We start from the raw sequence: 13,155 nt of genomic DNA, 5'->3' as shown, positions 1-13,155 counted from the left end.
TCTTATTATAGCCAAGGACTGCGATTTCATGCAAGTCCATTTAAATCCATCCAATATTTACTTCTTATCCTTAAGCACTTCGATTATTTTGCGAAGCTGCTCGGGGAGAGGAAGCCCCATCCGCCCATAATTTTCCGTAATGGAAATCAACTCGTTGGCGACATAAAAATAGATGGCGGCACCCATCGTCGCATTGTTCAGCTCAAGCAATACATCGATTCGATGCGTTAATAAAATCACGAGCAGCATTAATCCTTTTCGCGTCAATCCCCATGATCCAAAAACGCTGTTTAAGCCTTTCCCCTCTTTGATGGATGCCGCCATTCCAGAAATATAATCAATGCCCATCGCAACGACTAATAAGGTAAGCGACTCCACCCAGCCTCCGAAAGCAAACGTGATAACCGCGCCTGCCAGACCGCTAATCGAACAAATCCATAATTGGGGCATAATCCCCACCTCTCCTTCATTCTACGTACCATATGATATGCATGAATGACAAAGGTTGTCCGTCTTCACTATGTTCGCCAAGCCGATGCTGCGAAAAAAGCTCTTTGCTTTAAACAATTTCGTATTGGAAAATGCTAGGAAAGATAGTATGGTGGATAAAGCAATATTTGAAGCGAGGGTGACTGGCATGCAGCTGTTTTTGAAACTTACGGTTAAGCTTCTACGATTGAACCATTACTTTGTCGTTTTTGCAACGCTATTGCTCGTACTTGTTAGCTCCACGATTGCATTCCTGCTTGAGCCCGGCACCTTCGGCCATTGGTTCAATGCTCTCTGGTGGGTAATGACCACGGTTGCTACGGTTGGTTATGGCGATTTTTTCCCGAAGACGGTGCCTGGCAAGGTGCTTGCTATGCTGCTCTATGTGTTTGGAATTGGTCTGCTCAGCTTATTGATCGGCAAAATTATCGATTCGATAGCTGAACTTCAGCGAAGAAGAGAAGGTGGAAAATTGATATTTCAAGGTCAAGGCCATATTATCGTCATCAATTGGAGTAAAAAAGCGCAGCTGGCGGTAGAGGATTTGCTCGACTCGGATTCTAAGGCAGCCATTATTATTATTGATAACAGCGACAAGCATCCGTTCGATGTTCCGAGAGTACACTTTGTGAGCGGCGATCCGACATCGGTTGACGTGCTGGAGCAGGCTAATCTTCAAAAAGCACGCTCGGCGATCATTTTTGCCGATCCTCGCATCGACGACACCTCGCTAATCGACGGCAAGTCGCTGCTCATCGCATCCAGCATTGAACAGGCTGCCCCCGCTGTCCATACGACGGTAGAAATCGTGCTGGAGAAGCATATTGTTAATTTCCGTCACGTACAAGTAAATGATTTCATTTTATCGCATGATGCCGTATCCAGGCTTGCTGTGCGGTCCGCTTTAGAAGGAAACGTCGATATCTTCATGCAGCTGCTCAGCAGAAAATATGGTGAGGACGTATTCGAAATCGCCGTTGACCCGAGTTGGTCCACATACGACGACGCCTTCCAAGCGCTGCTGCGCAAAGGGGCGACCCTTATTGCCGACCGCGCCGACATGAGCATTAACCGCAAGCTGGATACGCCAATTCCGGCAGATGCCCGTTTATTTGTTATTTCAAATGACGAAACCATCGCGAAGATAAGATCAGAGGGGCGGTAGTCCAAGTGAATTACTCGCTATCCTACATGGAATGGTCCGAACTGGATCAGCGTGTAGTACGAACCATTACGGATGCTGTAGTAACGCGTGACGATATTTTTGTACGCAAGCTCGTAAATGCAACCTATTTCCGCAACAGCCTGTTTGAGCATACGGCTAACGAATGCGAGAACGGCATACGCCATCTTATTTACGCGAAGCCGTACAATGAATACGATGATACCTTATATGGGCAAGCCATCCGCACCGCACTTCACGAATTCGTTACTGTCTCCCCTTATATGGAAGTCGAGTATTTGCTATGGAACGGCTATCGTTTTAATCCTTATAAGTTGGCACAGCCATCCCCGGCAAGCCCGCTCGAATTTGCTCAGCTCCTGCTCGATCATTATATTGTGAACGAACTGAGCACCTTTGAGACGATCTATACGATTTATGATATGGATCGGAGCAAAATTGTCGTTTTTTTGAAAGGAGTGAGTATATAGATGTCGGATGTGAAAGCACAGCAGCTGACAGCCAGCGGCAAATTCAAAGCAAATGGCCAAAAGGCGCTCGCCTTCGCCTTGATGCTGACTGTACCCGTCGCTTTAAGCGGCTGCAATACGACGAGCGCTAAAGATTGCGTCGACTACGACAAGGATGGTTACTGCGACGATAACGGCAGCAGCCGCGGCACTTATATATCAAACGGCAAAACGCACAAAAAATCATCAAGCTACAAATCCGGCTCCAGCTCATCAAAAGGCTTCGGAAGCTCCGGCATTGGCAGCAGCGGAGGGTAGACATTTGCAGCGCGTCATTTCGCTTCCATTGACCCACGACGAGCTGTTTCAAGGAGAGCTTGAGCAGCGAATTCCGTACCATCGCATGCATGGCAAGCAATATTGCCTGCCATCCGTAACGCTGTACACACGTGCAGAATATGAGGAGCTTCAAGCCGCATCTGAGCAGGTGGACCAGATCTATTGGAAATCGCTGCGGTTTGCGCAGCAGCATTTGCCGGATGATTTTCTAAATAAACAATTAGGCATTCATCCCTCTCTTATCCGAGCAGCGCGTATGGAAACTCCTTCACACGGAATTTCCCGTCAGGACTGGATCGTAACCGCACATGGCTTGAAATGTATCGAAAATAACACCGACACGCCCACTGGCATTCCGGAGACGGCTTTTCTAGGAAATGCAATCGTTAGCCGTTATACCGCCTATCGCTCCGCCTCCGAAGGTATACGCAAAGCGCTGAAGGCATCGCTTGAGAAGCTCATTGCCCACTATCGCAGCGAAGGATTAACCAGTATGATCACCTGCACCTGCTACGACTGGCATGTCGAGGACAAGTGCAATACCGAATATGTAATGGATGTCATTCATGAGCTTGGTTATCCCGTTATTTTCGTGCCACTTGATCAGCTCGTTATTATAGAGGGTGACGGCTTGTACAACGATGGCAAGCGCATTGATATACTGTACCGCCTTTATCCTTTAGAGTATTTAATTCATGATACCGATGCTGACACCGGCTCGCCGATCGGCGAGGCGCTTATAGAGCTCGTTGAACTAGGGCAGCTTGCGCTCATTAACCCGCCGCAAAGCATTATTACACAAAGCAAAGGCTTCATGGCGCTCATTTGGGCATTACATGAACGAAATGATCAATCGGTGGACGTGCTGGGACATCCACTTTTTGACGAAGTGGAGCTCGAAGCGATTCGTAAATATCTGCTTCCTACTTATTTTGAGAATACCTTATTCATTCAGCGGAAAACCCCTTATGTCGCCAAAAGCTACTGGGGACGCGAAGGCAAGGGCACCGCTCTCTTCGCAGGAGACGGCACCATCGAGAGTGTAGAATGGGGCATTCAAGATAGTGAAGAGGAAGCCGTAGAAACCAAGCTGTATTACAACGAGCAGCCAAAAATTTATCAGCAGCGCTTCACGATGGAAGAAGTCGCAGTACATACAGAAGAAGGCCAGTTTAATGGCTGCTTGTTAACCGGCGCTTATGTAGTCGGCGGAAGCTTTGCCGGCCTGCTGCCTCGAGTTGGTGCCAAAATAACCGGCGACATGGCTTATTACTGCCCTGCTGCTATTGTCGAGTAATGGATTGGTGGGAAAATCCGGACATTGAGCTTTCGTTGCTAGTTTTTGTTTACAAAACTTTGAGGAGGGTCAATATGAATGAATTTTTACAAAATTCCGCTAATGTTGGAATCGGTCTTGTTCTCCTGCTCATCATTTTAGGCGCGGGCGCATTCATTTTCAGTAAATTAACTCGTTACAACGATTCCGAGCAAATAAGCAAAGGCAATCAAGCGGCAGGCATGTATATGGGCAGCAAGCTGCTGGGACTATGTATCATCGTCGCAATGGTTTCATACAGCTCTCATTCATGGGTCTCGATGCTGATCTGGTCAGCCATCGGCATAGCCATTCTATGCATCGTCTATCTCGTATTCGATTTTTTTACGCCGCGCTTTAAAGTTTGCGAGGAAATCGAAAAGGGCAATATGGCTGTTGCGCAGCTTCTCCGCTCCGTGATCATCGGCGTATCCATCGTAATCGGCACATTTCTCATCTAACTGCCGCTTAAGAAATGAAAAAAGAGGAACCACAAAGCTGCGATCGCTACTTTGTGGTTCCTCTTTTTCAGTTCGAGATTTAACATCCGCCGCACATTGCGCCATCTGGCCTCTATAAATGCAAAAGGAACCATCGCTGTAATTTGCGTGATTCCTTCGGTGTTTCTTATTAAGTTTTGCTTGCTTTTCCTGCAGCGTTGGTGTGCGTTTAATCGTTGGAACGACGCCCTGCCAGCTGCCTCGCAGTACATCCGGCGTTAAGCGCCCCTGCTGCGCCAGCTTTTGTCTTGTTTTTTTCGCCTTGCTGATGGACATGATTTTGCCCTCCTAAAAAGTTTTAGTAAGCATTCGCTTCGTTTTGTGAAGAAAAACGTTACTCCGCAAGCGTTAGCTCACTCCCACTATTATACGCGCTTCGCCTCCGTTATGAAAGCCGCTTAACGCTTTTCCAACATAGAAAATTCCTTCCGCAGCAGCGTGAAAACAAGCAGCTCAACGATAGTACCTTTCTCGATCTCAAATTCCTTTACATCGACAGCCTGCTTGAATCCAAGCTTGGACAGCAGACCAATCGAGGCATCGTTTCCCGAATCCACCTTCGCTTCGATGCAGTATAATTTCATGGTGTTGAAGCCAAATGCGATAATCGGCGCGGCCACCTCACTCATAATGCCTTTGCGCCAATAGCTTGGAGCCAGATCATAACCGATTTCGGTACGGGCAAATTCCTTCAAATAATGCAAAAAACCGCATGTTCCAATCACTTTTCCTGTGCTTTTCTCCTCGATCAGCCATCTAATTCCGATTTGCTGAGCGAAAATCTCCATATGCCAGTTCATTTCCTGCCACGCTTCTGCCTCCTCAGTGAAAGGCATTAGCGGAGTATATTTTACGACGTCCTCATCCGAATAAAGCTCAAACAAATCCTTCTTATCCCGGTCCTCCGTCTTGCGCAAAATAAACCGTTCCGTCTCCATCTGCGGAAACACTTGAAATGAGTATGATAATGCCATCCACCCAGCCCCTTTATTCAGAAAAGCACATAATCGGCATGCCGCTATTCAACTGACTGCCGCTTTTCCTCTTCATGATCAGATAACATACCACAATCTCCTTTGAAAGTGAATGCATTGCATGTAAGTGCCATATATAACGATTAAACAAGAAATCGCGAGGAATGTTGATCAAGATGCCCTTACATATAAAAAAAAGAACAGGTAAGCTAGTATGCTAGCCATCCAGTTCTTTTTCATATACCGTCGTTCGGTTTCGACCCCTCGCTTTGGATTGATACAGCGCTTTGTCCGCCATCTCGATGATATCCTTAGCATCCGCAGTACCTGGAGTCGACAATGAAATGCCTATGGACACGAAGATCGGACTGCCAGCCGGACTTACAGTAACCGAGATTGCTTTTCTGAGACGCTCAGCCATTTGCTCTGCGATTTGAACATTTCCATGATTGACCAAAATGCCAAATTCCTCGCCGCCGTAGCGGAAGCACAGATCATCGCTTCTGGAATAGGCAACTATTTGAGAAGCCAAATGGATCAATACTTCGTCTCCAATGAGATGCCCTTGCTCATCATTAATTTTTTTGAAATAGTCGATATCCAGCAGAATAAGCGCGAACGGAATATCCTCCTCCAGCCACTCCTGGAGAGTCAAATCAAATGTCTTCCTGTTCGCAAGACCTGTTAATCCATCTAATCGAATTTCCTTATTCAACAAATTAATATGGTTAATTATACTCTGATTAAGCTGTCGCACTTCATAAATATACGACTTTGCTTTTGGCATTTTGGTGCGTACCGCCTTCGTGGACAAAATGGCATCCTCCGAATAAGCAGCTAGTTGAAAAAGAGGTTTGGATATGACATAGGAAACATACCATGCCGCAAGCAATATCACAAGAAAGAGCGGGAGCGATTGCAGCAATATGCTCCATACTAACTCTTTTAAAGGCTTATCTACTATAGAAGTAGGCGTTTGCGCTACAATCGCCCAGCCGGATATAGGCTCGAAAGCGTAGCCTGCAAAGTATGATTTGCCTTTTGAATTAACGATTTTCTGAGATCCGCTAAGACCTGTTATCGCTTGATTAATGACCTTGTTGTTTGTAATGGTTTCATTTAGCCGTTTTTTATCCGGATGGTAAATAAGATGGCCATGCTTATCTGCGACATAGACATACGAGCCGTTGCCGTAAAAATGTTCACTTAGCAATTTGTGTATCGCATTGCTCTCATCCAAGTAAATCGTGCCAGCAGCAAATCCGGCGTACTCGCCGCGGTCATCGAAGATGGGAGACGAGATCAGAACAAGCAGACGATTCGAAATTGGCGCTACGTATGGTTCGGAAATGAGTGAACGCTTCTGTTCTATAGCTTGAAATGATGCTGCGGAGGTCAATACTAACCCTTCCGTGACCCCGCTGTCCATGATGCTTGTAGCTGTTACTTTTCGATCTTGATCTGCAATCAGTATCGAATTGAAATAATGCTTGTTCGACTGATACCAAATATTCAATTCCTTTTGCGATAAGTTTTTCTTGCCTGCCCTTGCGGCGATCTCACCGATATTGCTGCGCATAATTTGCAATAATTCACTCGTATTGGAGGACAGCTTCTTGGCGTAGTAATAATTGCTGTCCAAATAACCGGAAGACATTGAGTCCTTATTTGCTTTCCATGCAAAATAACCGCCGATAACGGCGGTAATGAGAACGGAGCTTATTACTAATAGCCCTAGTACAAATCGAAGCCTAAAGCCCTTGTGTTTTCTCACAGATATTCCTTCTCTCGTTGCCAAAGTACAGCTTTATTTTAGCGTAAATGGACGAGAAAATAAATAACTTTTCCATTCTTTTATATAGAGGCAGCCTGAATAACAGCCTCCAGAAGCCCGGGAAAGCGCAAATTCAAATCCTCTAACCGCAGCGTCAAAAAATGCTGGGTGCCTTGCTTGCGAACGTTGAGCACACCCGCCTCGCGCAAAGTACGAACATGATGCGTTATTGTAGACTTCGCGACAGGAGAATCAAAGTGACCGCAGGGCTGCTCGCCGCTCTTCATGATATCGATGACAATGCTGAGCCGGATTGGATCGCTTAATGCATAGAGCACGGAAGTAAGCTCAATATCATCGCGATTGGGATGAAACAATATTTTCACGCACATTCGCTCCTTTCTTATCAAGCATTATTGCCTGATATTACAGATCATGCTATATTCTCATAGTACGATAATAATCGTACAATGAAAACAAGAAAAAAAAGACTATTATTTCCATTGGAGGTTCCATGAGAAACGCTGCAACGATTACCGCCCCACCACTATCCACCGAGGCACAGCCCGCCTTTCGAGACGGCCTTGTTATCCCTCTGCTTGGCTTAACCGTCATTATAGTCATCATGAATACGATGATGTTCAATTTGGCACTTCCACAAGTAACGACGGAATTTATGCTTTCAACCTCGGCCGCTTCTTGGATTATAACCGGCTATTCCATCGTCTTTGCCATTGCATCCATAACCTACAGCAGGTTGTCCGATTTTGTGCCCATTCGCTTACTGCTCACAATTGGATTAATAGCCATGGGCGGCGCGTCTGTGCTAGGTTTTTTTAGTCATCATTATCTATTGCTGCTTGTCGCACGGCTCATTCAAGCATCCGGTGCGGGCTCCGTGTTCAGCTTGACGATCGTCCTTATTACGAGATTCATTCCACTTGCCAGACGCGGCAAATCGATGGCGCTCATTACATCCGCCGCATCGCTTGGTCTTGGGCTTGGGCCTGTAGTCGGGGGTGTGATCACGCAGTATTGGGGCTGGAACGATCTGTTCATCGTAACCGGCATCTCGCTGCTCTTAATTCCGCTCTTCTACCGACTGCTTCCAGATGAAGCGGTAAGCAAAGGCTCCTTCGACATCTTGGGCGCTTCGCTTGTCGGAATCGGATCAACCGGCGTGCTATTGTATTTGACTAACCATTTTTGGATTGCGCTAATTGGCGGGATTACAGCGCTCGTTTTATTTTGGATTCGCATTAATCGCGCGGCAAATCCGTTTGTACAGCCAGCTTTGTTCCGCAATAAAAGATATATCCGTCTTATCTCGCTTGGCGTCGTCTCGTATATTAATAATTTCGCAACGTTGTTCTTGCTGCCGCAGGTGCTCATTCATTTGTTCAAGCTTACACCCGGTCAAGCCGGCCTAATCATTTTCCCAGGTGCGCTCGTCGCTATGCTGTCCTCGAACCGAGTAGGCAAAATCATCGATCGCTCTGGCAACAGCCTGCTGCTTCGTCTCACTCCTTTGCTTTTGCTGGTCGCAGCCGTTTCCTTCGCTTTGTTTGCGGATCTTTCCATCTATGTCATTATGGTTATTTATATGGTGATGAGCGTTGGATTCTCTGCTTTAAACTCGAGCGTTTCCAACGAGCTGTCGCGAATACTGCCAGGCGAGCATGTTGGCGCTGGGATGGGCTTATTCCAGTTATCGCAATTTATTAGCGGCGCCTTCAGTGTTGCGATTAGCGGCATCGTGCTGGCCTCGCAAAGCGAGCTCCCGCTTAGCCGCGCTTTCTCGAATATCTTTTGGGGCATGGCCGTCATTGCCGTATTTGCCATAGCTGCCTCTTGGCTATACTATTCATCATCAAGGCAGACGCTCAAAGAACACAAGCCTCAATAGTCTACCGCATATGCTTCAGCGCTTCCTTCCTGCTTAGCGGGGAAAGCGCCGTATTGCTCACGAACCGATGCACGCTGGGTGCATCGGTTTTTGCATATTCCCGCAGCGCCCAGCCAATTGCCTTGCGAATAAAAAAGTCGCTCTCATCCTTTGTTCGACATATGTAGTCAAACAAACGCTCCGTGTCGGTATGATGCTTATATCTCAGCTGAAACAAAATCGCCGTTCGGCGCAGCCACAGGTTATCCGACATAATCCAGCGCTCCGAATAATCCGCTATTAATTCCGGATACTTCGACAGATGAAAGCCAACAAGATGCGACGCTATGAAATCAACCGTGTCCCACCATGAGTGGGTCGTCACCCACCGCTCCAGCCTATCGATATGCGCTGGCGCCGCCTCTTTGCAGTATTTCTCAAGCAGCCCCATCGCGACATAATGGAATTCACGCTCATTCAGCATCCACAGCTGCTCTGCAGTTTGCAAAAGCTCTTCGCCCTTCGGCTTTTCTTTATGCTTCCAGAACTCTCGCAGCAGCTGCGTTCGCTCCGGTGTTTTAATACCCAGAAATACGAATTGGCCGCGCATATATGCCTCCATAGGCACAGCATTCTCTGGGTTAGCCTGTTCCCTAAATTGTGCTTCAAGCGCCTTTGCAATCGCAGTCATAGGATAAGCAGCTCCTTTTCCTTGAACGATAACATAAAGCAGCCCCAACCATCAATGATGGTCAGAGCTGCCAAGTTGTTTTTGATTAATTTTTGTTAAACCGCCTCTCCATGCAAATATCTATAGAACGGTTTATCTACCCAAAATTGAATTGGCGTAACATTAACATTCGGATCGATCGCTTTCAAGCCTGCAATTACCTTCGCGGAATCTTCATTAAGCGAGAACGGATTTACCGTATACGGGCTATCCTTGTCCGTAATAAAGTTGTTCGTAATAATTTCATAGTCCTTCAGTTCCGTTTGCGAATAGTACAGCGGCTGGAACCATGATTCAATGATCAGCCCCGTTTGATCAGCCTTGTCTTTTTTCGCATATTTTAAAATAACGTCCTGGAAAGCTGCTTTATCTGCCGCATTCGCGAATTCGAAGGCAAGATCATATTCTTTGGCGTAAGAAATATAGTTGCCATTTTCAATTTGAACCACATTAGGTCCAGGAGTGCCCCACTCTGCTAAAAAGATAAAGGCTGATGTTTTTGGCTCAAACTGCACCTTTGCGTTCAGACCTTCACTGCGAAGCAGGCCAATGAGCTGAATCGCATGTTTGAAATCGGAATGACCGTAAATGAGGGACAAGGAATCCACAAAGTTTGCGTTGAAACGGGAATCCTTGAGGTTGTAGCCAGTAATCAAATCCTGCTTCAGCGCCGTATTTACAAGCGTCTGCAGCTTAGGAGCATCAATAATGTCCGATGTGTGGTATGCATTGTTTAGCTTCGCGTAAATATCGCCATCGTTAACATATCCGATATACTTTTTGTAAAGCCCTTTTGTAATCAATACTTTGCCAAGCAGCGTGTTGATCAATTGCTCGCCGGCTGCATTTTTTGGCTTAAAGCTGGCATACAAGTCAGCTGTCAGCAAGCCATTGTCAACGGCAACAGCTACCTCTTGAGCCAATTTAGTGCCAAGCACACTGCTTTTTACGTTCAGCTTAGTCAAAGCTTTATCGACTTTAGATGCCGGGTATGTATAAGCAAGCTCCTTCAGATCAGTTGCTCTAACCGCAATCGATACCGCTACGGAAATCGTTAGCACCTGTTCGCCCTGAATGGCAGGTCCTGACAAAATCCCTTTCTCATACAAAGCCGCAGCTGCTGTATACAAATCGCTGCCTGACTTTAGATCGGAGAAGGTTACTTCTTTGCCAGACGGCTTGTAGCCGAGGATATCTGCTACCGCCTCAATGTAGTCGCCTTTGGTTACTTTTCCCGAGAGACTGACATCAAATTTTCCCTTCAAAAACTGCTTATACTGTGCTGCGCCATCCTCCTGCAGAGTGGCTGATACAGCAGGCGATTCGGCAAAAGCTGCTGATTGAGTGAAAATGATAGAGAAGGACAAGAGAAGGGCTATTAGCCATTTGGCGTAAGATAACTGCGTTTTTCTCATGAACAAAACCTCCATTTAATTAAATTCCGATAGATTTAATCGGGAATATGTAATGTTCCATAGTATACCAATTGAAAAACAGTAGTGTCAATACAATTATTTAAAGCCGAAAAACGATGCGCTATCGTTTTTCGGCTTATATTTATTTCTTTATGAGCGTAGAGATTTTAATTCCCTAATCGCCATATCCACTCGCTTATCTGGATATTCTACATCGATAACATAATAAAGAACAACATTCCCTATGTGATACCTGTTGTGCGCTACAACATCTGCTGTTGCTGTTTTATTCTCAAAATCCTTTAATCCTTTTTTGGCATCTCTGCTGGAGCGATAAACATACAGGCTGATTAACTGGTTATCATTTATAACAAATTGTTCAGGCAGAACACCATTATACGCTCGTGAGAAGACAGCTTTTGGATTTGCTTCCGTTTGCTCTACGAGCAAAACGCCATGCTTGTTGAATGCCTCTTTTACCTGTGCTGACGTTATGTTTTTTTCGGCGTATATACATCCCGTAACCATCAGGCATAAGACGATTGCGATTATCGCCATTATTCTCATAAAACCCGCCCCACTTATCCATAATGACGAATCCGTTTGATTACTTATTAAATATTTCTGTTCAGCTTCAGCTCAAACTGAGGTTTTGTTACATATTCCATATAAGCTATTTTTCCACAAAAGTCCAAATAAGCCTGATAGCGAGTGCGGATGGCGGGAGCAGCAATTCGATCAAGCACTTGATCCTTAGCGATCCAACAGCTTTCTGATGTCTCCTCCGATGTGCACAATTGTCCACCTACCGGCTTGCATACATAGTCGAGCATAACTTTGGTAGGCACGTCTGTTATACCGTCATGCCATTTATATATCGCAGTGTTGGAATATACGCCAATCAAGTGAGAGACAACGGTGTCTATCCCGCTCTCCTCTTTTATTTCTCTGCTTAATGCATCTATTAGATTTTCACCCGCCTCCACTTGCCCGCCTGGAAATACCCAACCGCCATGCTGAGTTTTCACTAAAAGAATATACCCTTGCTCATCCTCTACGATACCGCCTACTGCCACTATATGTGTCGGCATTGCCATAGTCATTACCTCCTGCACAGATATGATCGAACCTTATTTCGCAAATAAATCCACCTCAAAATAAGCTGCTTGTTAATGATCGCGATCAATTGGCTTCCAATTATTTTTCACGAAGAGAATGACCATGACGAGCACAAATAGCCCAGCTAAATAAAACAATATTTTTTTCCAGCTAAAATGCTTTCCTTCATATTCAGCCTCATAATTTGCTTTTATAAATATTTCGTCGCTTACCTTTATCGCAATGGCCTCATTGATGTCAACGCCTTTGACTGCGTAGTATTCCGTGCCCTTCGGATAAGAGTTGGAGAAATTGCCAGAGTATGTCCCCTCCTCATCCGAATAGGAAGTAACCTTGCCGACCTTATCACCAATTTGTTCCGGTTCAACTTGGACTTCCGAGAGAACATAAATCTTCCCGTCATTTACGACAAAAGAGTAGGCCCAGCTTGCCTGAACCGGATTAACAGCCATAAAAGTGCCTGCCAACAACAGCATAACCATCAATAACAAACCTTTTCTCATATGATGCCCCCCTCCTAATTACGAACTCCAGCGTTTTTCTGTAATGTCAGCAGCACTTCAAGGCATTTTGCGCTCATCGGTTGAGCAACGAGACGCAGCGGCACAATCATACTTCCGCTTACTAGATAAATATTAGACGTCAATATTGGCAAAAAGTTACAAGCACATCGTTTGATCCCCTTATCTTTTGGGTACATACATTGAAACAATGAAAAGAGGTGGACAAGCATGAATGAATTCGAGAAGGATGCAGACGGTGCAGTGAAGAAGGGCAATCGCGATCATCCCGAGCAATACCCGACGGAGAAGGAGAGCTTGTTCGATAAGTTTAAGAGCGAGCAGACGGTTGATCCTATCCCCGTGGAAGACTTGAAGCTTCAAGTGCAGGATGAGAAGCACAAGGAAGAGACTAAGCACAAGTCATCCAGCGCAAATAAGTTTGATTGAAGCGGATTTCCTATTGCCACCAAGAAGCGCAAA

Annotated in this window: 16 protein-coding genes; 7 read left to right on the top strand and 9 right to left on the bottom strand. The window is 45.7% G+C overall.

All coding sequences use genetic code 11. From position 1 onward, the window contains the following. Window positions 1-57 precede the first annotated feature (57 nt). Entirely contained in the window at window positions 58-450 is a 393-nt protein-coding gene (locus AC1TPC_RS21870; protein ID WP_482068924.1) for a phage holin family protein, read from the bottom strand. Window positions 451-598: 148 nt separating this feature from the next. On the opposite strand from AC1TPC_RS21870, the gene AC1TPC_RS21865 reads away from it, so the two are divergent. From AC1TPC_RS21865 to AC1TPC_RS21845, 5 genes are all read left to right on the top strand, one after another. Then, window positions 599-1,654, top strand: coding sequence for a potassium channel family protein (locus AC1TPC_RS21865; protein WP_482068923.1), 1,056 nt, complete (start codon window positions 599-601; stop codon window positions 1,652-1,654). Between the two features lie 5 nt (window positions 1,655-1,659). Next, window positions 1,660-2,142, top strand: a complete 483-nt coding sequence (locus AC1TPC_RS21860) for a hypothetical protein (protein ID WP_482068922.1) — start codon at window positions 1,660-1,662, stop codon at window positions 2,140-2,142. Further along, the gene (locus tag AC1TPC_RS21855; RefSeq protein ID WP_482068921.1) at window positions 2,143-2,439 is read left to right on the top strand and encodes a hypothetical protein; all 297 of its coding nucleotides are present in this window, start codon (window positions 2,143-2,145) and stop codon (window positions 2,437-2,439) included. Beyond that, window positions 2,420-3,757: a glutathionylspermidine synthase family protein gene (locus tag AC1TPC_RS21850; RefSeq protein ID WP_482068920.1), complete on the top strand. Its 1,338-nt coding sequence runs from the start codon at window positions 2,420-2,422 to the stop codon at window positions 3,755-3,757. Before AC1TPC_RS21855 ends, AC1TPC_RS21850 begins: the two co-directional genes overlap by 20 nt. 74 nt (window positions 3,758-3,831) lie before the next feature. Further along, window positions 3,832-4,236, top strand: coding sequence for a DUF350 domain-containing protein (locus tag AC1TPC_RS21845; protein ID WP_482068919.1), 405 nt, complete (start codon window positions 3,832-3,834; stop codon window positions 4,234-4,236). 437 nt (window positions 4,237-4,673) lie between these two features. Here the strand turns inward: AC1TPC_RS21845 and AC1TPC_RS21840 are convergent, their stop codons facing one another. The 3 genes from AC1TPC_RS21840 to AC1TPC_RS21830 all read right to left on the bottom strand — a co-directional run bounded on the left by AC1TPC_RS21840 (window position 4,674) and on the right by AC1TPC_RS21830 (window position 7,409). Continuing rightward, on the bottom strand, window positions 4,674-5,249 hold the full coding sequence (locus AC1TPC_RS21840) for a GNAT family N-acetyltransferase (protein WP_482068918.1): 576 nt from the start codon (window positions 5,247-5,249) through the stop codon (window positions 4,674-4,676). 217 nt (window positions 5,250-5,466) lie between these two features. After that, window positions 5,467-7,023 (bottom strand): sensor domain-containing diguanylate cyclase, encoded by a 1,557-nt coding sequence (locus AC1TPC_RS21835; RefSeq protein ID WP_482068917.1) that lies wholly within the window; start codon window positions 7,021-7,023, stop codon window positions 5,467-5,469. Between the two features lie 80 nt (window positions 7,024-7,103). Then, complete coding sequence (locus tag AC1TPC_RS21830; RefSeq protein WP_482068916.1) at window positions 7,104-7,409, bottom strand: ArsR/SmtB family transcription factor; 306 nt, start codon at window positions 7,407-7,409, stop codon at window positions 7,104-7,106. Window positions 7,410-7,537: 128 nt separating this feature from the next. On the opposite strand from AC1TPC_RS21830, the gene AC1TPC_RS21825 reads away from it, so the two are divergent. Next, window positions 7,538-8,929: an MFS transporter gene (locus AC1TPC_RS21825; RefSeq protein WP_482068915.1), complete on the top strand. Its 1,392-nt coding sequence runs from the start codon at window positions 7,538-7,540 to the stop codon at window positions 8,927-8,929. Window position 8,930: 1 nt separating this feature from the next. Here the strand turns inward: AC1TPC_RS21825 and AC1TPC_RS21820 are convergent, their stop codons facing one another. The 5 genes from AC1TPC_RS21820 to AC1TPC_RS21800 form a co-directional block, all read right to left on the bottom strand. Then, the gene (locus tag AC1TPC_RS21820) at window positions 8,931-9,599 is read right to left on the bottom strand and encodes a DNA alkylation repair protein (protein WP_482068914.1); all 669 of its coding nucleotides are present in this window, start codon (window positions 9,597-9,599) and stop codon (window positions 8,931-8,933) included. Between the two features lie 95 nt (window positions 9,600-9,694). After that, complete coding sequence (locus AC1TPC_RS21815; protein ID WP_482068913.1) at window positions 9,695-11,053, bottom strand: hypothetical protein; 1,359 nt, start codon at window positions 11,051-11,053, stop codon at window positions 9,695-9,697. 150 nt (window positions 11,054-11,203) lie between these two features. After that, complete coding sequence (locus AC1TPC_RS21810) at window positions 11,204-11,620, bottom strand: hypothetical protein (RefSeq protein WP_482068912.1); 417 nt, start codon at window positions 11,618-11,620, stop codon at window positions 11,204-11,206. Between the two features lie 47 nt (window positions 11,621-11,667). Then, entirely contained in the window at window positions 11,668-12,150 is a 483-nt protein-coding gene (locus AC1TPC_RS21805; RefSeq protein WP_482068911.1) for an NUDIX hydrolase, read from the bottom strand. A gap of 72 nt (window positions 12,151-12,222) precedes the next feature. Next, window positions 12,223-12,675, bottom strand: coding sequence for a hypothetical protein (locus tag AC1TPC_RS21800; RefSeq protein WP_482068910.1), 453 nt, complete (start codon window positions 12,673-12,675; stop codon window positions 12,223-12,225). Between the two features lie 228 nt (window positions 12,676-12,903). Here AC1TPC_RS21800 and AC1TPC_RS21795 point away from each other — a divergent pair, with 228 nt between their 5' ends. Further along, complete coding sequence (locus tag AC1TPC_RS21795; protein WP_482068909.1) at window positions 12,904-13,122, top strand: hypothetical protein; 219 nt, start codon at window positions 12,904-12,906, stop codon at window positions 13,120-13,122. The last annotated feature ends 33 nt before the right edge of the window (window positions 13,123-13,155 follow it).

It is taken from the genome of Paenibacillus sp. Y280 (assembly GCF_056786335.1).
This window is presented reverse-complemented; position numbering and strand designations above follow the sequence as displayed.

Bases quoted from the DNA above. Each gene is read 5' to 3' on its own strand.
- AC1TPC_RS21870 (WP_482068924.1), bottom strand. From the start codon at position 450: ATGCCCCAATTATGGATTTGTTCGATTAGCGGTCTGGCAGGCGCGGTT.
- AC1TPC_RS21865 (WP_482068923.1), top strand. From the start codon at position 599: ATGGTGGATAAAGCAATATTTGAAGCGAGGGTGACTGGCATGCAGCTG.
- AC1TPC_RS21855 (WP_482068921.1), top strand. From the start codon at position 2,143: ATGTCGGATGTGAAAGCACAGCAGCTGACAGCCAGCGGCAAATTCAAA.
- AC1TPC_RS21845 (WP_482068919.1), top strand. From the start codon at position 3,832: ATGAATGAATTTTTACAAAATTCCGCTAATGTTGGAATCGGTCTTGTT.
- AC1TPC_RS21840 (WP_482068918.1), bottom strand. From the start codon at position 5,249: ATGGCATTATCATACTCATTTCAAGTGTTTCCGCAGATGGAGACGGAA.
- AC1TPC_RS21825 (WP_482068915.1), top strand. From the start codon at position 7,538: ATGAGAAACGCTGCAACGATTACCGCCCCACCACTATCCACCGAGGCA.
- AC1TPC_RS21820 (WP_482068914.1), bottom strand. From the start codon at position 9,599: ATGACTGCGATTGCAAAGGCGCTTGAAGCACAATTTAGGGAACAGGCT.
- AC1TPC_RS21815 (WP_482068913.1), bottom strand. From the start codon at position 11,053: ATGAGAAAAACGCAGTTATCTTACGCCAAATGGCTAATAGCCCTTCTC.
- AC1TPC_RS21810 (WP_482068912.1), bottom strand. From the start codon at position 11,620: ATGAGAATAATGGCGATAATCGCAATCGTCTTATGCCTGATGGTTACG.
- AC1TPC_RS21805 (WP_482068911.1), bottom strand. From the start codon at position 12,150: ATGGCAATGCCGACACATATAGTGGCAGTAGGCGGTATCGTAGAGGAT.
- AC1TPC_RS21800 (WP_482068910.1), bottom strand. From the start codon at position 12,675: ATGAGAAAAGGTTTGTTATTGATGGTTATGCTGTTGTTGGCAGGCACT.
- AC1TPC_RS21795 (WP_482068909.1), top strand. From the start codon at position 12,904: ATGAATGAATTCGAGAAGGATGCAGACGGTGCAGTGAAGAAGGGCAAT.